This window comes from Roseivirga sp. BDSF3-8 (assembly GCF_041449215.1).
Taxonomy (GTDB): Bacteria; Bacteroidota; Bacteroidia; order Cytophagales; family Cyclobacteriaceae; genus JBGNFV01.
Genome location: NZ_JBGNFV010000001.1, coordinates 2102106 through 2123942, shown reverse-complemented (window position 1 = coordinate 2123942; position 21837 = coordinate 2102106). Strand labels below are relative to the sequence as shown.

At 44.8% G+C, this 21837-nt stretch carries 13 protein-coding genes and 1 riboswitch; of the genes, 10 read left to right on the top strand and 3 right to left on the bottom strand.

The annotated features are described in order from the left end of the window. The first annotated feature begins 87 nt into the window (after nt 1–87). From AB9P05_RS08610 to AB9P05_RS08595, 4 genes are all read left to right on the top strand, one after another. Entirely contained in the window at nt 88–4878 is a 4791-nt protein-coding gene (locus tag AB9P05_RS08610; protein WP_371908418.1) for a hypothetical protein, read from the top strand. A gap of 170 nt (nt 4879–5048) precedes the next feature. Beyond that, entirely contained in the window at nt 5049–6437 is a 1389-nt protein-coding gene (locus tag AB9P05_RS08605; protein ID WP_371908417.1) for a dipeptidase, read from the top strand. 123 nt (nt 6438–6560) lie between these two features. Then, entirely contained in the window at nt 6561–8687 is a 2127-nt protein-coding gene (locus AB9P05_RS08600) for a protein-disulfide reductase DsbD family protein (RefSeq protein ID WP_371908416.1), read from the top strand. 461 nt (nt 8688–9148) lie between these two features. Further along, nucleotides 9149–10456: a peptidoglycan DD-metalloendopeptidase family protein gene (locus AB9P05_RS08595; protein WP_371908415.1), complete on the top strand. Its 1308-nt coding sequence runs from the start codon at nt 9149–9151 to the stop codon at nt 10454–10456. A gap of 78 nt (nt 10457–10534) precedes the next feature. Here the strand turns inward: AB9P05_RS08595 and AB9P05_RS08590 are convergent, their stop codons facing one another. Further along, entirely contained in the window at nt 10535–11989 is a 1455-nt protein-coding gene (locus AB9P05_RS08590) for an ATP-binding protein (RefSeq protein ID WP_371908414.1), read from the bottom strand. 359 nt (nt 11990–12348) lie between these two features. On the opposite strand from AB9P05_RS08590, the gene AB9P05_RS08585 reads away from it, so the two are divergent. The 3 genes from AB9P05_RS08585 (at nt 12349) to AB9P05_RS08575 (ending at nt 16122) form a co-directional block, all read left to right on the top strand. Further along, a complete protein-coding gene (locus AB9P05_RS08585; protein WP_371908413.1) occupies nt 12349–13077 on the top strand; it encodes an OmpA family protein in 729 nt (242 codons plus the stop codon). An 11-nt stretch (nt 13078–13088) separates the two neighbouring features. Beyond that, nucleotides 13089–15107, top strand: a complete 2019-nt coding sequence (locus AB9P05_RS08580; RefSeq protein WP_371908412.1) for an OmpA family protein — start codon at nt 13089–13091, stop codon at nt 15105–15107. Between the two features lie 163 nt (nt 15108–15270). Next, nucleotides 15271–16122, top strand: coding sequence for a hypothetical protein (locus tag AB9P05_RS08575; RefSeq protein WP_371908411.1), 852 nt, complete (start codon nt 15271–15273; stop codon nt 16120–16122). Here AB9P05_RS08575 and AB9P05_RS08570 read toward each other — a convergent pair. Further along, complete coding sequence (locus AB9P05_RS08570) at nt 16119–16922, bottom strand: hypothetical protein (protein WP_371908410.1); 804 nt, start codon at nt 16920–16922, stop codon at nt 16119–16121. The two genes, AB9P05_RS08575 and AB9P05_RS08570, sit on opposite strands and share 4 nt — an antisense overlap. A 210-nt stretch (nt 16923–17132) precedes the next feature. On the opposite strand from AB9P05_RS08570, the gene AB9P05_RS08565 reads away from it, so the two are divergent. Further along, the gene (locus AB9P05_RS08565) at nt 17133–18581 is read left to right on the top strand and encodes an aldehyde dehydrogenase family protein (protein ID WP_371908409.1); all 1449 of its coding nucleotides are present in this window, start codon (nt 17133–17135) and stop codon (nt 18579–18581) included. 47 nt (nt 18582–18628) lie between these two features. On the opposite strand, the gene AB9P05_RS08560 is transcribed toward AB9P05_RS08565, so the two are convergent. Then, complete coding sequence (locus AB9P05_RS08560) at nt 18629–18841, bottom strand: pinensin family lanthipeptide (protein WP_371908408.1); 213 nt, start codon at nt 18839–18841, stop codon at nt 18629–18631. A gap of 258 nt (nt 18842–19099) precedes the next feature. Further along, nucleotides 19100–19209, top strand: a riboswitch (SAM riboswitch). A gap of 251 nt (nt 19210–19460) precedes the next feature. On the opposite strand from AB9P05_RS08560, the gene AB9P05_RS08555 reads away from it, so the two are divergent. Together AB9P05_RS08555 and metX are read left to right on the top strand one after the other, a co-directional pair. Beyond that, entirely contained in the window at nt 19461–20780 is a 1320-nt protein-coding gene (locus AB9P05_RS08555; protein ID WP_371908407.1) for an O-acetylhomoserine aminocarboxypropyltransferase/cysteine synthase family protein, read from the top strand. Next, nucleotides 20777–21826: a homoserine O-acetyltransferase gene (gene metX / locus AB9P05_RS08550; protein ID WP_371908406.1), complete on the top strand. Its 1050-nt coding sequence runs from the start codon at nt 20777–20779 to the stop codon at nt 21824–21826. The genes AB9P05_RS08555 and metX overlap by 4 nt, the downstream gene beginning before the upstream one ends. Nucleotides 21827–21837: the final 11 nt, after the last annotated feature.

The following is a 21837-nucleotide window of genomic DNA, read 5'->3' as shown; positions in this document are numbered from 1 at the left end:
TCAATTTGGTATTTTTAAAGTTGGTGTACTGAAGCCGGGTCCAGGCCTACTGGGTATTGCGGCACAGGATATGAATAAACGAGGTGTATGAAATACTTTAAAGGACTTATTCTGTTCTTTTCATTTATGGTCTATGGAGCAATCGCCTGGGCGCAATCAGATCAGCCACAGGAAGGCGGATTTGGGGAGAAAGCCCTGGAAATGATGACCAGGACCAAACAGGAACAAGCCATTGAAATAGGCAACCTTTTCGCACAAAAGTGGCAAAGCGGAGCGTTTACCGCTTCCCAAAAGGAGCGAATAGAGAAGATAGCCACCAGGATGGAGGAAAAAAACCTGCGGCCAAGGCCAGTCTTTCAGGACTATTTTACCATGCTGGCCTATGCAGTAGATAGCAACGCCGTAAACGCTGCTGAGCTGTCCAACCTACTGAACGTAACCGAAAAGGTGCTGGATACCTATGAAAACAAAGAGATTACCTCTTTTTACAGGCAGCTAAGTACCCTGTTTCGCTACCAGGCTATGCACCATAATAACTACAATAGCCTGTATGCCCGGGGCGGCACATTTACTTTTGACTTTATAGAAAACACCGTACCAGAGCCCGCCCCTGCCCAAAAATCACCTTTGGAGGAAGAGGCCGGGCAGGAAGAACAGGAGGACGATGGATGGTTTAGTGACTGGGAAACGGAAGATTCTGGTTCTGAGGATGACTGGGGTACCTCCTGGGACGAGCAGGAAGAAGAAGAAGAAAGTGTAGAAGAGGACCCCATTACCACCGCTTATGCCCTTACTGAAATAATCATCCCTGAAATTCAAGGACCAGTCGTTAAGTTTACACGCACAAACTTAGGCTTTGTCACCCCATATGACAGCGTTACGCTTTATGAAACCTCCGGTAGCTGGATGCCTATTGACAATAAATTTGTTGGAGAGGGAGGTACTTTTTCCTGGGAAAATGCCGGACTGAGCGCCGATTCTGTTTTTGCAGAGATGGATCAGTTTGTCGTAAGCCCTAACAAAGTAGACTTTAGTGCCGATAAGGTAAAGCTCACCTATGTAGGCAGGCTGTCCTCACCCGTAGAGGGAGTTTTCGAATGGGACAGTAATCGCGCCTATGCCCCAGAAAATGCCACACATCCACGTTTCAAAAGCTATGATGGCAATATTCGTGTAGAAGGTATCGCAGGAGAAGACCTTGTCTATCGCGGAGGCTTCTCGATGTCCGGCCCTAAAATCTATAGCTCCAGCGTGCTGGAAAGCATGAGTAGTATCGAGCACAAAGATAAGTTCAGAGCCCTGGCAAGACGCTTCACACTTGGTGACTCCCTTATTACCGCTAATAAGGCCATAATCACCATATTTCACCAGGCAGACAGCCTGTACCACCCCGCCGTAAACTTTAGCTACTCCATTCCACAGAAGGAGCTTACTGTGCTTACCTCTGACGGCGGGTTTAAGAACACTCCATTCTTCGCCTCTTACTACAATATGGACATCTATGCTGATATGATCAGGTGGCAGACCGACCTGGATAGCCTGGATATATCCATATTGAATGCGAGGAATGAAATTCCCGCCATTTTCGAGTCGCAGGAATATTACAATGAGCAGCGATTTAACCGCCTGAGCGGGCTTTACGGATATCATCCGCTCCTTATGGCAGTAAGCTACGCACGTAAAAACCGTAGCTCTGAGTTCTATTCAGATGATATGGCTGAAGCCTTTAAGAAGGACCCTAAAACCCTTCGAAATGCAATGGTAGAGCTCATGCAGAACGGTTACATCGATTACCAGCCGCAAACGGGCTACGTTAAGATTCGCCGCAAAGGGTTTCACTATGTGATGAGTAAGGGTAAAAAGAAGGATTATGACAACATGATCATCCCCAGCCTTTCCCCCGGCGGGCCTAATGGAACACTCAACCTGAAAAGCCAGGAACTCACTGTCAGAGGTATAAAGGAGTTTTACCTCAGTGAAGAGCTGGATGTGAGTATAGAACCGAATGACAATCAAATCACCCTGCTGAATAACCGCGACTTTGTATTCGACGGAAAGCTAAATGCCGGTAACTTCGAATACATCGGTAAGGAGTTTCTCTTTGACTACGATAGCTTCCTTATTGCCTTGCCCCAGATAGACAGTATTAAACTTAATCTAGAAAGGGAGGAAAAGGATCGCTATAGTAAAAACATGAAGAACAGGATGAAAAACCAGCTTGTAGAAACAGCTGGTGTGCTATATATCAATAAGCCCAATAACAAATCCGCTCTCAAGCGCTATCCCGAGTTTCCTAAATTCAGTGCCGAAAAAGGTGCCACTGTATTCTTTTCAGGTAAAGAAATCCTGGGCGGAGCGTACGATGATAACCTTCAGTTTCAGATACCTCCCTTTGACCTTGATAGTATAAATGCACACGACAAAAAGGCCATTACCTTTGAAGGGGTCTTTTCATCCGGTGGTATATTTCCGGATTTCAGTGCTCAGCTATCCGTAAAGGAGGACAACAGCCTCGGTTTTGTACATGAGGTACCCCAGGAGGGATATCCTCTTTATGAAGGGGACGCAAGGCTATACGGTACCATTACCCTCGATAATAATGGACTTCGTGCAAATGAAAAGATAGATCACCTTACAGCCACTGCTTATTCCGACGAATTCATATTTTACAAAGACAGTGTAACGGCTGTAGGTTCAAAAGCTATCATTCGGCCCGGTTCGCTGGGAGGCGCCTCCTACCCTGCTGCCAGCGTACAGAAATATGAAATGAAGTGGCTGCCCCAGCAGGACAGCATGCATATCACAAACCTTGAGGAGGTTCCTTTTGAGCTTTATAAAAATACCGCCAACCTGTATGGTACAGCTACCCTTACCAGCACAGGCATGTTTGCCGATGGCAAACTACTTACCAGAGGATCAGAAGCCAGGTCCCGCAAGATGGTATTTGGTGAGAGCAGCTTCGGAGCCAGAAACGCCAACTTCGAGGTAAAGTCATCGGATCCCAAAAAGCCAACGATTACAGGACGGGATATCAGACTACAGTTCGACCTGGTGAATGACATCGCGACCATTAATCCTGAAGAGGAGGGCGTGGCCGCTATGGAATTTCCTTACGCCCGGTACAAAACATCCATACCTACGGCCACCTGGAAGCTGGACGAGAAGAAGGTCTATATGACCAAGCCAAAGGATGTATCCATAGAAAACTCATACTTCTACACCACACGTAAAGACCTCGATAGCCTTGCCTTCAATGCCAGCGGAGCGGTATATGACATCGAGACCCTCCAGCTGCACGTGAGCGGTATCCCTTTTATCAAAGTAGCAGATGCCAAGGTTACCCCTAATGAAGGGGAAATGACCATTTTGCAGAATGCGGAACTGGACAGGCTAAAAAAAGCCACCCTGGTAATAGACACGTTGGACGGCTATCATAACCTCTACGATGGAGATATCAAGATTCTTTCTCGTACGGCATTTGAAGGGAGTGCAATCTATCGCTATGTGAATGCAGACGCCGACACCTTCTCCATTCCTTTCGAAAGATTCGATCTGCAGGAAGTAAAGGATGGCCGCCGCACCAAACTCGCTACCGTATCCAGCGGCGATGTTTGGGAACGTAACGAGTTCATCATCTCTCCTGGTATGGTATTCCGTGGTACAGTAAAAATGATCGCGAATAAGCCCGCACTGGAACTGGACGGACATGTTAAGCTTAATCTCGATATTCCCGGTTATGATACCTGGATCGTATATAAGTCCGACGCTGAACAGCAGGAAATAAGATTTCGCTATGAGGAGGCTATTACCGAAAAGGGTGAGCCCATTAGTGCAGGTATTCACATTCAGGAAGGGACCAACCAGCTCTACAGTACATTCGTGACTGAGAAGCGTACCCCTTCCGATGAGGACTTCTTTATTCCCAGCGGTACACTATACTATGACCAGGAAAATGACCAGTATAAGGTAGAGGAGGAGAAAAAAGCCAGTGGAGAATCTTATAGCGGCAGTTACCTGGCCTATAATGTAGAGACCAGTGACATCCAGTTTGAAGGGCCATTTAACTTCATTAGCGGAGACCCTAATATTTCAGTTGTGAGTGCCGGTAAGGGTAGTGGTAACATGACCACCAGTGACCTGAGTTTTAATACCTTCAGCGTATTCGAGTGGGATATTTCTTCACAGATCACTGACATCATGGCCATGGACATGAAGGATGTGATTGACAGATTAGGCCTGCCCGAGGCTCACCAGGACCTTACAGGCCTCCTGTATAAAGTCAGTGAGATCATAGGCGAAAGAAGTGCCCGTGCCTATGAAGAGAAAAGCCTGGAGGAATACGTACCTCTTTTGAGCATGGGAGGTGAGTTACAAAAAACCATCTCATTAAGTACGCTGGACTTGAAGTGGAGTGAAGGTAATACCGCATGGTATAGTGAAGGTAAAATCGGTGTGTCAAACATCGGTAACCAGGACATAAACGCCATGACAGACGGCTTCGTGGAAATTCGCAAAACCATGGAGGGCGAACAGGTCAACATCTTCATGCAAATGAGTAATGTAAGCTGGTATTTCTTCCAGTACGAACAGGGGCGTTTACTCATGTACAGTTCCAATGACCAGTTTAATAACCTCGTAAATGAAAAGACCAATGTAGATAAAGCCAAGCTGGGAGAGTTCGTCTTCTTCCAGGGTGAAATGAGCGATGTACTCGGCTTCATTAACCGCTTTAGAAAAACATACTTTGGCATAGAAGAGCCATATAACCTCGACCTGCCCACCGATCCGGTGGTAGATCCGCTGGCCACACCTGACGATGGCTTTGGCCTGCCAGCTCCCGAAGAGGGTGAAGAGGAAGAGGAGGATGAAGGCTTCTGATTTATAAAGTAAAACCATGAAAAACCCGGCCTGCGCCGGGTTTTTGCATTTCAGAAAGGTGGTTTATGCTTGTAATTTTCCCAAAATTCGTCTAACTATTGTACCTTTGCCCCTTTTCAAGGGCAGAATGCCGAAAAAATAAACTCCTTAAGCTGATTGAAATAAGCAATATGAACCAAACGAAAGGTACAGATACCAAAAGCTACATCGAAAGTAACCGGCAGCGATTCATAGACGAACTGTTTGATCTGCTTCGGATCCCTTCGGTAAGTGCAGACAGTAAGTTTAAAGCCGACGTACGCCGGGCGGCCGAGTGGGTACGTGAGAAAATACTTGAAGCTGGTGCCGATTCAGCGGAGCTTCATGAAACGAAGGGCCACCCCATTGTATATGGCGAAAAGATCGTAGATCCTTCACTTCCTACTATCCTTATCTATGGCCACTACGATGTGCAGCCTGCTGATCCGTACGAGCTTTGGGACTCACCCCCTTTCGAGCCTGTCGTAAAAGACCAAAAAATATTTGCGAGAGGTGCAGCCGATGATAAAGGCCAGTTTTACATGCATATTAAAGCCCTGGAGGTACTTAATAATACCACAGGCCTCCCTTGCAACGTCAAAATGATGATTGAAGGTGAGGAAGAAGTAGGCTCAGAGAACCTCGATATCTTTGTAAAGAATAATAAAGAGCTGCTAAAAGCTGATGTGATCGTAGTATCTGACACCAGCATGATAAGCAATGAGCATCCCAGCGTTACGGTAGGCCTCAAGGGGCTGAGCTACCTGGAGGTAGAAGTAACCGGACCTAACCGCGACCTGCATAGTGGCACATACGGTGGTGCCGTGGCAAACCCTATCAATACGCTATGCCGCATGATCGCCAGCCTGCAGGATGAAAATAACCGGATTACTATCCCAGGCTTCTACGATAAGGTAGCCGAGCTGACTCTTGAGGAAAGGAAAGAACTGGCAAAAGCCCCGTTTGATGAAGAGGCATATAAAAAAGAACTCGGTGTGGATGGCCTTGCTGGTGAGAAGGGCTATACCATACTCGAGCAGCTGGGCATCCGGCCTACTCTTGATGTAAATGGGATATGGGGAGGATATACTGGTGAAGGAGCCAAAACAGTATTGCCCTCTAAAGCCTATGCTAAAATAAGCATGAGGTTAGTACCGGACCAGGACCACCACGAAATCACAGCGCTTTTTGAAAAGCACTTCATGTCTATTGCTCCTGAGGGGGTGAAAGTGAAGGTAAAACCTCACCATGGCGGCCAGCCTGCGGTGGTGCCTACCGACTCACCAGGCTTTGAAGCTGCCAGCCGCGCCTTTGAGGAAGCATGGAACAAGCGCCCTGTACCTACCCGTGACGGAGGAAGTATCCCTATCGTAGCACTTTTCCAAAAGGAACTGGGCCTTGATAGCATACTCCTTGGGTTTGGCCTTAACAGTGATGCCATTCACTCGCCTAATGAAAGCTACGGCATATTCAACTTTATCAAAGGAATAGAAACCATTAGCTTATTCCATAAGCACTTTGGTGAAGTTCATGGAAAGTAATCCATCATTAACTTATTACGAAAAGCGGGGTATTTACTCCGCTTTTCGTCTTTTGGCCTCCTAAGGAACTTTGATTGCAGGCAACCGTATTGAATAAGGAAATAAACATTCACTAATCGCCCGATGAGGTATCTCCTTTTACTCCTAACTCTATTACTGACATTAGGAACGATCACCCCTTCTGCTGCCCAGATCCTGGATCCGGTTCAGTGGCAAACCACAGTGGAAGAAGGTAGTTCACCTGATGAACGGATCATCGTATTCAAAGCAACCATCGATCCCGATTGGTACCTTTACAGCAGTGACTTTGACCCCGATCTGGGCCCCCAGGTTACCACCTTTATCTATGAAGATGAAGAAGGGTACCAGCTTTCCGGCGAAGTAATTCCCGTAGACCCTAAAGAGAAGTTTGATGAAATATTTGAAGGGAATGTCACCTACTTTAAGCAAACAGGGGTTTTTCGTCAGCCTGTAAAGCTTACAGGAAAAGATGATCCTGTAGCCACGGGAATAATCGAATATCAAACCTGTAGTGATATTACAGGACAGTGTATTCCTAAAGAATATGAGTTCAGTGTAGCCCTAACCGGCGAAAACACCTTACTGGCAGGAACCACTAATCCTGAAAAGGGCAACGCACAAACAAGCTCTGAGTCTTCCGGCAGCGTGTTTAGCGCTATGAACAACGACAGTACCACCCCGGCAAATGACACCGAAAACCCTGAAAAAAGTGTCATAGCCACCGGACAGCCGGAAAAAAACGAGGCTGAAAAAAAAGAAAGCCTATGGAGCTTTCTTCTCATCGCCTTCCTTGCCGGAATGGCTGTACTCATTACCCCCTGTGTTTTTCCCATCCTCCCTATGACCCTGAGTATGTTTTCAGGTGATAAGAAGGGTGGTCATACAAAGGCACTTTTTTATGGGCTTAGTATAGTAGTCATTTATACAGTAGCCGGTACACTTGTGGCAGGCCTGCTGGGAGCGGATGCTAATAATGAAATAAGCACCCACTGGCTGCCCAACACTATTTTCTTCCTGACCTTTCTCATATTTGCCCTCAGCTTTTTCGGACTTTTTGAGATCACCTTACCCAGCGGCCTGGTTAATAAAATAGATGATCAGGCGGATAAAGGAGGTCTGATCGGGGTATTCTTCATGGCCCTTACCCTGGTGGTGGTAAGCTTTAGCTGCACAGGTCCCATAGTAGGTAGTCTTTTGGTAGCCTCTGCCAGCGGAGACATACTACAGCCTGTAGCCGGCATGTTCAGCTTTGGCCTGGGCATGGCTTTGCCCCTTACTGTTCTGGCCTTTTCACCAGGAGTGGTGGATAAGTTTATCCGCGGCCAGTCGGGCTCTTGGCTCAACGCCGTCAAAGTCGTATTTGGCTTCCTGGAGCTAGCCCTGGCATTCAAGTTTCTCAGTATGATAGACCTGGTTTATCACTGGGGCATATTGGACAGAGATGTATTTCTTGTCATCTGGATAGTAATATTCAGCCTTATGGGCTTTTACCTGCTCGGTAAAATACGCCTGGCCTCCGACGGACCAAATGAAGGCATCGGGGTAGGCAGGTTATTGCTCTCCATTATTACCTTTGCTTTCGTTCTATACCTTATCCCCGGCCTGTTTGGAGCACCCCTTAAGGCTATCGCAGGTTACCTTCCGCCTATGTCGACCCAGGACTTCAATATTGTTCGCCTTATGCGTGAACAATCTGCAGTGGGCGAACAGGTTTCCGTAGTGGAAGAAGAAGCCTGTGAATCACCTAAGTACAACGACTTCCTGGAAATCCCTCAGGGACTCTTTGGGTACTTTGAATATGAGCAGGCACTGGCTTGTAGTAAAGCCACCGGCAAACCTGTCTTTCTGGATTTTACCGGTCATGGTTGTGCCAACTGCCGGGAAATGGAAGAAAGCGTATGGTCTGACCCTGAGGTACTCCAGAGCCTTCGGGAGGACTATATCGTCGTATCTCTCTATGTAGATGAACGCTACGAGTTACCCGAATCTGAGTGGTACGAATCAGCATACGATGGTAAGGTAAAAAAGACGATCGGCAAGCAGAATGCCGACTTCCAGATCACACGATTTGGTAATAACGCTCAGCCTTTTTACGTGCTGGTGGATAGCCAGGGACAACCCCTCACCAATGAGCCGATGGGGTATAATAAAGATGTAGAGGCTTTTAAAGACTTTCTTGAAAGCGGACTGGAGGCCCATGAAAATAATAAAGTAGCCGCCGTGCAATAGTTTACCGTTATACTAGCGTTAGTACTAAAGAAATCACCCTTTAGTTTCTGAAAACCCACTTTCCTGTAAAAAGGAAAGTGGGTTTTTTTATACATCAGTAATCAGTCAGCATGGGATATGTGCATAAATCAGGCAAAAATCGTACACAGGAATTAAAATACAATCTGTTGTCATCAAAAATCAAGACTCTGCTTTAAGGCCTGTCACCTATGTAAATATTCTGGCATACTATTGTCATAAACACATGTTTTCAATCTTTCTAGCTCCGCTATACCATGCCTGCAGCTTGAACGTTAATTTTCAGGGCAGAAATAACCCTCAAATTTTAATAATAATTGAAGCTTTTCTTATCAAAATACATCTTAATTACATGAAAGCTAGAGAGTTACCAACTTAAAGGTTTAAATTGTGCCTAAAAAGCCTTTATTTAGTAATTCGAAACGCTCAAATATCGACTCTTAATGAAAAAACGTATTCTTGCTATCGGAATTTTGGTGGCTCTTTCTATTGCTTCCTATTATATGTTGAGCCCCTACAGACAACAGTCTGCAAGCGCTACTCAGGTAAGTGAAGCTTCGGCTACTTTACATGCAGATTCCGTAAGTAAGCCAGAACCTGAACCCAAGGTTCTATACGGTATGGTCGTGGATTCTATGCTCATTATAGAGGATGTCATAAAGCCTAACCAAAACCTTTCACACATCCTTTCCGAGTACAATATTTCATTTGGCACCATCCACAACATCGCTCTTAAGAGCAAAGAGGTATTTGATGTAAGGCGTTTGGCTGCCAATAAAAAATATACTCTCATCTGCGATAATGATTCCGCTCGTACGGCTAAGGCCATGGTTTATGAACCTAGTCCGCTGGAATATGTCGTGTTTGACCTGCAGGATAGCATCAGAATCTACAAGGAGCAGAGGCAGGTAGTCACCGAAGAAAGGACCATGAGCGGTGTGATCGAGAGCAGCATGTACCAAACCCTTATGGATGAAGGAGCCTCTCCCGCACTCGTAAGTAAGCTGGCCGATGTGTTCGCCTGGCAAATCGACTTCTTCCGTATCCAAAAGGGAGATCGCTTTAAAGTCATATATGAGCAGCAACTCGTAGAAGGCGAACCTGTTGGGCTGGGTAGAATCATAGGAGCTGAATTTGAGCACTTCGGTAATACGTTTTTTGCCTTTTACTATGATCAGGGCAATGGGGTAGACTACTTTGATGAGGAGGGCAACAGCCTTCGCAAAGCATTTCTTAAGGCACCTCTGAACTACAGCCGTATCAGTAGCCGCTACTCTCCCAGGCGATTCCATCCCGTACAAAAGCGGTGGAAAGCACATTTGGGTACAGATTATGCGGCCCCCACAGGCACCCCTATCAAGTCAGTCGGTGACGGCATCATAGTCGCCTCTACCTACAACAGCGGTAATGGCAACTATGTGAAAGTAAAGCACAACAGTGTTTATACCACTCAGTACCTCCATATGTCTAAGCGCGCCCAAGGTATTCGCCCGGGTGTAAAGGTAAAGCAGGGACAGATAATCGGCTATGTGGGCAGCACAGGGCTGGCCACAGGCCCCCACTTATGCTTCCGTTTTTGGAAGAATGGCCGTCAGGTAGATGCACTAAGGGTAGAACTTCCCCCTTCGGAGCCTATCAGTAAAGAACATGCTGAAGCTTTCGCTGAGGTAAAAAGAAGCCTGACACAAAAGCTGGAAAGCATCAGCTATCCTGTTAAGGAAGAAGAAAAGGTATTGGCTAAAGTGCAGTAGCACGTAAGAAAAAGGCATTAAAAAAGGAGCTGCTCTTCTAAGAGCAGCTCCTTTTTTTTATCCCCTTACCTGGACTTATCATGCAGGAAGCAACACAGTAAATATAGTTCCCTGCCTGTCTTTGCTATCCACAGTGAGCGTGCCCCCCAGTCTGTCTACAGCACTTTTCACTATATACAAACCAAGGCCACTTCCCTTACTCTGCTCGGTACCCCGATAAAACATATCAAATATTTTCTCCTGCACTTCAGTCGGCATACCTATGCCATTATCCTGCACCTGCACTTTTAGGCTATCTTTTCTTTCCTCTATATTCACCGTAACCCGGGGAGTCTTCTTATGGTCAGAGTACTTAATGGCATTTTCCAGAAGATTCTGAATAATTGAGGTTAATAAGCTCTTTTGAGCCTTAAGGTCCGCTGTCTGGGAAATATTCAGGTCGAAGTCTATATTTTCGTATTCAGGTAAGTGATTGAGCGCCTGCATACTCTGCTCAACTATTTCCCGCGTATTAACAAGCTCTTTCTTAAGAGAAGCCTCCTTGACACGAGCAAGCTCGATAAGGTTTTCCAGTACATAATTCAACCTCAGCACATTGGTATTATAGTGCTTGAAATAGAACATTGCAGTTTCATCCTGAAACTCCTCCGCTTCTACAATTGAATGCAGACCTAAAAGGCTTGCTATAGGACCTTTAAGATCATGTGCTGCTTTAAAAACAAAATTGTCAAGCTCCTCATTCTTAGCCTTCAGTTCCTTTTCTATCTCCTTTTGTGTGCTTATATCCTGCACGACACTGATCAGTTGCCGCGGTTCTCCCTGCTGATTTTTTACTACCGTAGCCGTCAGGTATATCCATACTTCCCCACCGTCTTTATGCAGGTACTTCTTTTCCAGCTCATAGTGATCCAGCTCGCCATTCAGCAGCTTGGCAGCCAGATCCATACTTTCTTCTATATAATCAGGATGGGTTATAGACCATGCCCCCTGAGAACGGTACTCCTTCAGGTCATAACCCGTAATTTGAGTAAATTTCTTATTGACACGGATAGGATTGTAATTGATATCATATAGCATCACCCCTACTGCAACCTGCTGAAAAATAGAGGAAAAGTTTAGCTCAAGGTCTCGAAACCTGTTTGCCTCCTCTCTTCTAGATGTCACATCAGATGCATAGATCAGCACATAGGGAAGGATAGTTTCTCCAGCCATTAGTGGCTGGAAGGAGATGTCAAACCATCTTTTTTGTCTCTTTCTAACAAAATAATAATGCGTTAGATGAGTCTTATGTCCTGAAAGTGCCTTAGAGACAAGCTTACTAAGTACATCAGGATCATCAACAGGAATACAGTCCTGGATATTTATCCCCGTTTTCAGGTTCTTCCCTTCAAACTGAGCCACTACCGTAGCAGCCTTCTGGTTAAATGCTTTAACCTCTTGCTCAGGGCTTAGCAATATGACTATCTCCCTGCTGGCTTCTATTACTGACTGAAGAATAGAGAAGTCTTCTTCTATTTTATTTGGAAATGACATAAAGAAATATCATGTCTTAACTACAAATTAATACATGATTTGGTTGTTTTAACTCTTTCGAAAATAAGCTGGTTGAAAGGGTAAAACTGCTAATGTTAAAATTAAATATCTGAAATGTTCATTATAATTTTTAAACAATGTTTTGAAAGGCATGTAATATTTTACAGGCAAAAGATCAAAATACTATGAAAACCCCCTCATAGTTGTAGCTTTGAAAATATATCGCCCGCAGGCTTTTGTGATTTTTTCACAAAAAAAGATGAGAATTATTTATTAAATCGAATAAAGTACAATTTTTCTCATTTTGTTTATCAAAATGACGTACCTTAATGGATGATTTTTTTACCAGATTCTATCGTATGAACTCGAGGTTTAATCTCATTTGTGGATTTTGTCTGCTTTTCCTGTTAACCACAATCGGCCTTCAGGCTCATGCTCAATCTCCTGATAAAAAACCTGTACGCATAATAAAAATACTGGGGCAGGTAACCGACAGTGAAAACCAACAGCCACTTCTGGCAAAGGTGAGCTACGAAAAAATCCCCTACGGAAGTATCGTTGGAATTTCAAATACAAAACAGATGCAAGGCGACTATGCATTTTTTGTACCTGGTAATGGCGCTTATAAAGTAGTCGTGTCCGCACCAGGCTACAAAGATGAAATGGCCGAGATTGCCTTTACGGACAGTACTCATTCCGATAGTGTGTATGTCAGGCATTTTGAACTAATACCCCAGGGTGTCGGACGCGTTATTCGTCTTGAAAAGCTCATTTTTAAGGTCGGAGATTATCAGATCACCGAACCATCCTATCAGGAACTGGATGAACTGGCAAAGACCCTTCTTGAAAATCCACAAATGGAAATACAGCTTGAAGGCCATACTGACTACCGTGGCGGACATAAAGCCAACCTTAAACTATCTCAAAAAAGAGTAGATGCTGTCAGGGATTACCTTGTATCCAAAGGAGTATCCAAGAATAGGATTAAAACGAAAGCTTTTGGAGGATCTCAGCCCCTTACCCGGGAAAATACAGAAGAGGCGCGGAGGCTGAACCGGCGCGTGGAGGTGCGCATCATCAAAAATTAATAAATCCACAAATGACTATCCAACCATCAACCTTACTACTTTTAATCATTACGGCGCTGACCCCTTTGGCAGCTTCAGGTCAGAATGTGGAATGGGCCAGTACAGTAATAGAAGTTTCCTCAGAATACTCTTATCCACAGTACTCAGCTCTTCAGACCCTGGGCAGACCTAATGTACTACCCGCCGGAGGAGAAAGCCCAAATGCATGGGTTCCCCGAAGACCCAATAAATCAGAATTTATTAAAGTCGGGTTCCGAAACCCTATTCGCATAAAACAAGTAGCCATCGGGGAAAGCTTTAATCCAGGCTCGGTTTCCAAGGTATTTGCCTATGATAGCACCGGAGTCGAGTACCTGCTTTACGAACTTACTCCCCAGCCCCTGGAACTTAGCGGGAGAGTACTTAATATCAATGTTGATAAAACTCCATATAAGGTCCATGCCATAAAGGTCGTAATTGATGGTAATGCTGTACCCGGCTATAATGCAATTGACGCTATAGGCATCTCAAGTACACAATATCCAATTACGGCAGGTATAAACATTGCCACAAATTTAGATCCTGCTCTAAGAGTAGAGCGTGTAGGACCAGCAATTAACAGCCCCTATGCAGAATACGGACCCATTGTTTCGCCCGATGGCAAACAGATGTACTTCAGCCGCCTTAATCACCCGGACAATGTAGGGGGTGAAGATGACCCGGAGGACATCTGGGTAGCAGATATTAACGAGGAAACCGGCCAGTGGGAAGAAGCGCGTAACATAGGCCCCCCTCTTAATAATGATCAGCCTAACTTCATCAATGCCATCTCAAGTGATGGTAATACCATGGTTCTCTTGTTGGGAAATATTTACGAAGGCAACCGGATGATACCAGGCATTTCATTCAGCCGTAAAGTAGATGGTGAATTTCAGGAGCCCACTCCTGTAGAAATAAAGGATGACTACAACCTTTCCCCCAAGGCTAACTACTACGTAAGCAATGACCAGGAAGTGCTTCTCATGGCTATACAGCGTGATGATTCACACGGTGACCGTGATCTGTACGTGTCATTTCAACAGGAAGATAGTTCTTATAGTGTTCCCCTAAACCTGGGGAGTGTAGTCAACTCAGCCGGAGAAGAAGCGGGTCCCTTTTTATCCTCAGACGGAAAAACAATGTTTTACAGCTCTCGCGGATTCAGCGGATATGGAGGCACTGACATTTATGTTACTCGCCGGCTGGATAGCACTTGGACTAACTGGACTGAACCTGAAAACCTGGGCAACGTTATCAATTCAAAGGATGATGATCTCTTCTTTAATCTGCCTAAGGAGGGTAATTATGCCTATTTTGTAAAATCACAGGAAGAAGGCAATACGGACATTTTCAGAGTATCCTTACCTCTCTTTTACGAAGCTCCTGCAGTGGTTTTCATTCAGGGAAATGTCTATGAGAAAAGAGAAAATGAAAAAATTCCCCTTCAGGCAAATATTGAAGTACAAAACCTGAGCAGTTCAGAGGTTATCGATACCCTGGAATCAAATAGTGAGGGCTTTTTTGAAATTCTGCTGCCTGCGGGTAACAGATATGGATTTACTCCACAAGCAGATAAGTTCTTACCTATTAGCGATAACATTGACCTGACGGCGGATACCTCTTACCGGGAAATGAAGAAAGACCTGTATTTGGTAAGTAAAGAATACGCTGCTCCCATCACTATCAATAATGTATTTTTTGCCTTTAACAGCAGTGCGATTCAGTCAGACAGTAAGCTCGGACTGAATAGATTGGCTGACCTTTTAAAGAAGAACGAAGACCTGAGAATCAGAATTACCGGGCATACAGATAATGTGGGTGACGATGCATACAACCTCACACTATCCCGTGAAAGAGCCCGGGCCATCAAAAATTATCTGGTAGGTGAAGGGGTGGACCCTGATCGCCTGGCAACAGAAGGCAAAGGAGAAAGTAATCCGGTTGAGGATAATAATACCGAAGAAGGGAGAAGGCAGAACCGAAGGGTAGAGTTCAGAATAATAAGTGAATAACCTTTTAGGAAAAAAATTAAGCTCGCTACGGCGGGCTTTTTTTATTCATTTTCGCTGTTGATGAGTAACATCATTTAAGTTTAAAAGAATATTAAACATCTCTTTTTTGAATATTAATAATTAAGTACCTAGCTTACCTTTCCTGGCATTAGATTTTGTAAGGATGGATCTTCAATCATTTCTTGAGCTTCTTAAGATTCTTGTTACCATTCCCCTTACTATATTAGTTATAGCGGCTGTTTTTGGCGTGTTGCGATCACTTGCCCTATCCAAACTCAATCAGGCTAATAAAAATGCTCTAATGCTATCAGCCAATGCCATAGGCCTCAGCCAAAAGCCATTTGATATGAATGCCGCCTCTGCTAAAAAGCGTCGATTGAACAGCCTCACCCGCTCTTTTGTAGCAGAAGTCGTTCAGCAACAACTTGTGTATAAGTACTATGCTATGCAGGATGATGTACTTGCCATTACCCAAAAAGTGGGAAACAGGTATCCAGACTCACTCCGCTACCTCGAAGACCTTATTAGGTTTACAGTGAGAAACGGCCTGGCATCGGATATGATTCGTGATTGCCTGAAGGGCAAGGGGCTTTCCGAAAAAAGCCTGTATTTCGTTATCAAAGAAAACTTTAGTCAACTAGCTGAGGATGAGTTCAGCTTTCTGGAAATAGAATGCAATCAGCCAGGCAGGCGGTTTAACAAATATTTTGAACAGGACATGTTTACCATATCTCTCCTATTATTAGTCGAATCCACTTTCATGCGAACCCCTACTTCTATTTGCTACTATCTATGCTACACCTCTGGTCAAGTACGGCTTCATATACTTGATAATGATGATAGCGAGACTGGCCTCGACTTACAGGTAAAAAAAGATAAGTGGCCGGAAAACTATAAGGCTGTGCATAATATAGCCTCCCATTATCAAGGCTATTTATCTATGGATCCTACCGTTACAAAGGGAGTCTCGATAGAAGTGAACATTCCAATACCTGAGTGGGCAGGTGAGGATTAGGAGGCAGATGAAGACTTATTAACAAAAGTGATATACTGCTTATATAGCCTGCGTTTAGTCTCCTCTGATACATCAGCACAGGTAACAATAGCATCCAATATCGTGTCAAGGCAAAGCTTTAGCCTTTTAGAAGGGTAAAACTGGTATCCGCGTAATGCCAGCCTGTAGGCTTCTGACAGCTTCCCTTCACGGTAATGAATGACAGCTTCATTGTAATACTGCAATCCGGCCAATGCTGCAAGTCCGGGTAATTCCTGTACGCCAGGCTTACCCTGAGCCAGACCCTCAGAAGAACCCACACTAGTCGGGAATACTGAAACCAGGCCATTTGAGATATTTTCAACGTGTCTCGCTATGATCGTTTCATCAGCTATAAACCCGTTGAGAGGGTCTGTACTCTCTATTAGGTAACGTTCTTCCCCCGCTTGGACCATAAGAAATACATGATCATCGGATTCATATATCGTATATGGAATCTCAAGTGCATCAAATACAACCGCGTATAGGGCCGTACCGCTGATACAGTTATAGTCACCGCTAAGGATCAGGCGGTCATACGCTACCACGGCCTTATAGTTCCGAAGAAATTTCTTATGTGTTTTATAGAAGAGTTTACTCAGAAAAAACTCAGTAGCCGGGCCACTACCACGTTTTTTTTGTAATTTCTCAATATGATTTTCTAATCTGGAAAAGTGGTCTTCCACTTCTTCCTCATCAAGTGCTTTACTCTGGGAGTAAAAAATAACCAGTGAGTCAATTGAGGTGTGGCCGGTAAAATGTGTGCCTTCAGAAATGAACATACACCTGGCACTAAGTCCTTGGGTCAACAATAATATTAAGATTAAAAATATGTAAACAACTCTCCTTCTCATACCCTGTGTGCTGAATTGCAGAATTCAATTCCATTGCAAAGATAAATTTTACCGTAACATTAAGTTAACATAAAGGTAACATTAAAACAACTTTCAGGAAAAATGTTTTAAACTTACTGTTCTGAAAACCATTCCGATATGCCTGAAGCAACCCTTAATAATTCATCAACAGCCACGGATAACGTGGTTGACAAGCACTTTAGGCGCTTAAAGTCTAACAGTGTCGCTCTAAGAAGTGAAGGGTATAAGTCACGTAAAAGGAGGCTTACTAAGCTACGTGACTGGGTAATGAACAACCGGCCGGCCATTAAGGAGGCCCTATTTAAAGACTTTAAAAAACCGCCTGAAGAAGTAGACCTCAGCGAGGTATACGTAGTAATCCAGGAGCTGAATCACGCCATCACTCATTTGAAAAAATGGATGAAGCCGAAAAAGGTCAGTACGCCTCTAAGCCTGTTAGGTACGAATGGGGCCATTCACTATGAACCGAAGGGAATCTGCCTGATAATTGCTCCCTGGAATTTTCCTTTTAATCTGACAGTGGGTCCGCTTGTATCCGCCCTTGCTGCTGGCAATACTGTCATGATCAAACCTTCAGAACTCTCTCCTGCCACTTCAGATCTCATACACCGCATGGTGGAAGAGTGCTTTGGTGATGATGATATCGTCCAGGTTATGCTGGGAGATAAAGAGACTAGTACAGCATTGTTAGAACGACCATTTGATCATATTTTTTTTACCGGAAGCCCGCAAGTAGGTAAAATTATAATGGAGGCCGCTTCCAGGCACCTCTCAAGCATAACCCTGGAGCTTGGAGGGAAGTCTCCCCTTATAGTAGATGAGAAAGCAAATCTCAGAGACACCGCAGAAAAATTGGTTTGGGGGAAGTTCAGTAATGCAGGACAGACCTGTATAGCACCGGATTATGTGCTGTGCCATGAAAAAATTCAAAATGCTCTGCTGGAGGAAATACGCTCAGCCATTTTACGCTTGTTTGACCCGGATGGTAAAGGTATTCAGAAATCCGCAGCATATGCCAGAATTATTAATGAGAGACACTTTGACCGGCTGAACGATATGCTAAATGAAGCCTTGGATGACGGTGCTCTGCTGGTAAGCGGTGGCCAAACTCACCGTGAGGATTGCTATATATCACCAACAGTCCTAACAGGTGTTGATCCGGATGGCAAATTATCAAATGAAGAGATTTTCGGCCCTATCCTTCCTGTATTATCTTTCAATACGGTAGATGACGTGATAACCTATATCAACAGCAAGCCAAAACCTCTGGCTATGTACCTGTTCTGTGGTGGTAAAGAAAATCGGCAGGCAATTGAAAAGAATACATCGGCCGGAGGAATATGTGTTAACGAAACGCTGGTACATTTTATGCACCCAAACCTACCCTTCGGCGGAGCCAATCACAGCGGAATAGGGAAAAGTCACGGTCACTTTGGCTTTTTGAGTCTTAGCAATGAAAAAGCGGTCCTGAAACAACGGGTTGGCCATACATCAGTTAAGCTTCTTTACCCTCCGTACACCCCGCGCGTGAAAAAGATGATTAATCTACTGCTTAGGTATTTTTAATATGCAGGCCTCCCGGTTGAAAGGCCTGCATGCATTCACATGATGGATTAGCACTCTACTACGGTGCAGGCAATACCACAGCTACCGCAGTCAGTGTAATTTTCACTAGGTACCGGACAGTCTACTACTGTACAGGCAATTCCGCAGCTATCGCACTCGCTATAATTTAGAGACTGCTTACCTGCTTTCATCTCTTTAGCTTCTGAAGTGGTAATAAAGCTCTGCACCTCAAGTGCTTTCAAGTTTAGTTTCTTTTGCATAGTTCTTATTAAATTTTGATGCGATGGCAATATTAAAGAAACCAACCTAAATGGATTTTTATATTTTACAGCAATGGCAGACTTATTTTTATGAGTGAGGTGACGTGTTTTTACAAACGGTAAAAGAACATGGAGCAGAGGTGCCGTGAAACTCTTTCGTCAAAATCACGTTCAGAAAAAATCCCTGGCAGAAGATTTTGAAAGCTCGCCGGGAGTGTATAACATTGTATATCCAGTCAATTACTAACCACAGTAATTGATTTATAGAGAAGTGCTGAGAGACAGGCTCTATGACGCACTAGCAACCTGACCTGCAATAGGTCAAGGTGCTAATTCCTGACTCCGGAAAGCCCGGGGAAATATAAATTAATTCCATAATGATGGTTACTTCTTTATCCCCATTTCAATTAAAATCCCGTAGCGTTGGATACTTCCAATTAGCTGATAGTCAATTATTTGATTGCACCTGTAACCGGTCCATCCTACTGGAGTTAGCCTGTTGTTGTCCCTGTTGCTGTTAATAGCTTTTTGCCATTAACAGTTTAGCCTTGCCTTACCAGACCCCGTAGTGGTACAGGTAGCCTCTGTCCCTTTTTTTAACCCTTTATTTCTTTTAAACATGTCTCAATTAAAATTTGAAACCCTACAGCTACATGCAGGTCAGGAAGTAGACGAAACTACGTTATCCAGGGCCGTGCCTATCTATCAAACCTCCAGCTATTTATTCAAAAACTCAGCGCATGGGGCTAAACTATTTGCGCTGCAGGAATTCGGGAACATCTATACCCGAATCATGAACCCTACTACAGATGTATTCGAAAAGAGAATAGCTGCTCTCGAAGGAGGCACGGCAGCTGTAGCTGTTTCCTCTGGCCAGGCCGCTCAGTTTTTGGCCCTCACTAATATCATGGAGGCCGGTGATAATTTTGTATCCACTAAAAACCTTTACGGAGGATCATTCAATCAATTTAAGGTAACTCTTAAACGGCTCGGTATTGAGGCCCGTTTTGTTGAAGACGATGAACCGGATTCTTTTGAAAAGCGAATCGATGATAAGACAAAAGCAATCTACCTGGAGACTATTGGTAATCCGGCGTTTAATATCCCTGACTTTGAAGCAATAGCAGCCGTAGCAAAAGCTCATGATATCCCCCTTATTGTAGATAATACCTTTGGTGCAGGTGGGTATCTGTTCCGCCCCCTTCAGCACGGAGCAAATGTGGTGGTAGCTTCTGCCACTAAATGGATAGGTGGTCATGGCAGCAGCATTGGTGGTGTTATCGTGGATGGAGGTAATTTCAATTGGGGAAATGGCAAGTTTCCTCATTTCAGCGAGCCTTCCGAAGGATACCATGGTATGAAGTTTTGGGAAGTCTTTGGAGAAGGCGGCCCATTCGGAAACATTGCTTTTGCCATAAGGGCACGGGTAGAAGGTCTGAGAGATGTAGGGCCGGCCCTGAGTCCGTTCAACAGCTTCCTGCTAATCCAAGGACTTGAGACATTGTCACTTAGAGTAGAACGTACAGTAGAAAACGCCCTCACACTGGCACGTTGGCTCGAACAGCATGACCAGGTAGAGTCAGTAAACTACCCGGGGCTGGAAAGTAGCCCATATCACGAGATAGCCAGCAGGTACCTTAAAAAAGGCTTTGGAGGTGTTCTCAGCTTTAGGATAAAGGGAGGTAAAGAATATGCTGAGAAATTTGTAGACAGCCTGAAACTGGTAAGTCACCTTGCGAATGTGGGTGACGCTAAAACACTTATCATACACCCTGCTTCTACTACCCACCAGCAGTTGTCAGATGAGGAACAGTTCTCTTCCGGAGTACATCCCACCATGCTAAGGGTCTCTGTCGGTATTGAGCATATTGACGATATCAAAGGAGATTTCAGCCAGGCATTTGAGGTAATTAAAAAACCCGTAGCTCAACCTGCATGATAAGTCTGGAAGCTCATACCTACACGAATAAGGATGGTATTGTGCTGGAGAGCGGCCGGAAACTCTCCGAGTTTCAGCTCAGATATCATACGTGGGGGAATATCAATGAAAAGAGGGATAACATAGTTTGGATATGCCATGCGCTTACCGCCGGCTCGGATGTAAGCCTGTGGTGGCCGGACCTTGTAGGTTCCGGCAAACTGTTTGACCCGGAAACTCACTTTATCATCTGCGCTAATATGCTGGGCGGATGCTATGGAAGCACCGGGCCGCTTTCACCTAAACCAGAAAATGGTAATCCATACTTTCATAATTTCCCTACTCTGACTAACCGGGACATTGTTGCCGCTTTTGATAAGCTAAGAGACCATCTCAACATTCGCCAAATTCACACCCTGGTGGGTGGTTCGCTGGGGGGCCAGCAGGCTATGGAGTGGAGTATAGTACAACCGAATTTGCCTCAGCGTCTGGTCTTACTTGCAACCAATGCCCGGCACAGCCCCTGGGGTATTGCTTTTAACGAAAGTCAGCGTATGGCGATTGAGCAGGACATTACATGGCAGCTCAATACGGCCAGGGCCGGAGAGAGCGGGCTTAAGGCTGCCAGAAGTATCGCCTTACTGAGCTACAGGCAGTACCATGCATATGCAGCTACACAGGCTGATGCCGAAGACATCACCGACAACTACCGGGCGGTCTCTTATCAGCGATACCAGGGGGATAAACTCGTTTCGCGAAAATTCAATGCGTACACATACTGGCACCTGTCCAAGGCGATGGATAGTCATAATGTTGGCCGTGAGAGAGAGGGTGTAGCCAGGGCACTTCGGCAAATCCAGGCGGACACGTTGATAATAGGCATAGATACTGATGTGCTTTTCCCTCCGGAAGAGCAACTGGAACTTGCCAAACATATCCCTCAATGCGAGGTGGAAATCATTCATTCAGATTATGGTCATGACGGCTTTCTATTAGAAGTCGATCAGATTTCAAATCGTATTACAAAATTTTATAATGACCATCCCAGCAGGGTACAGCTAACTTAAGGGATGTGAAC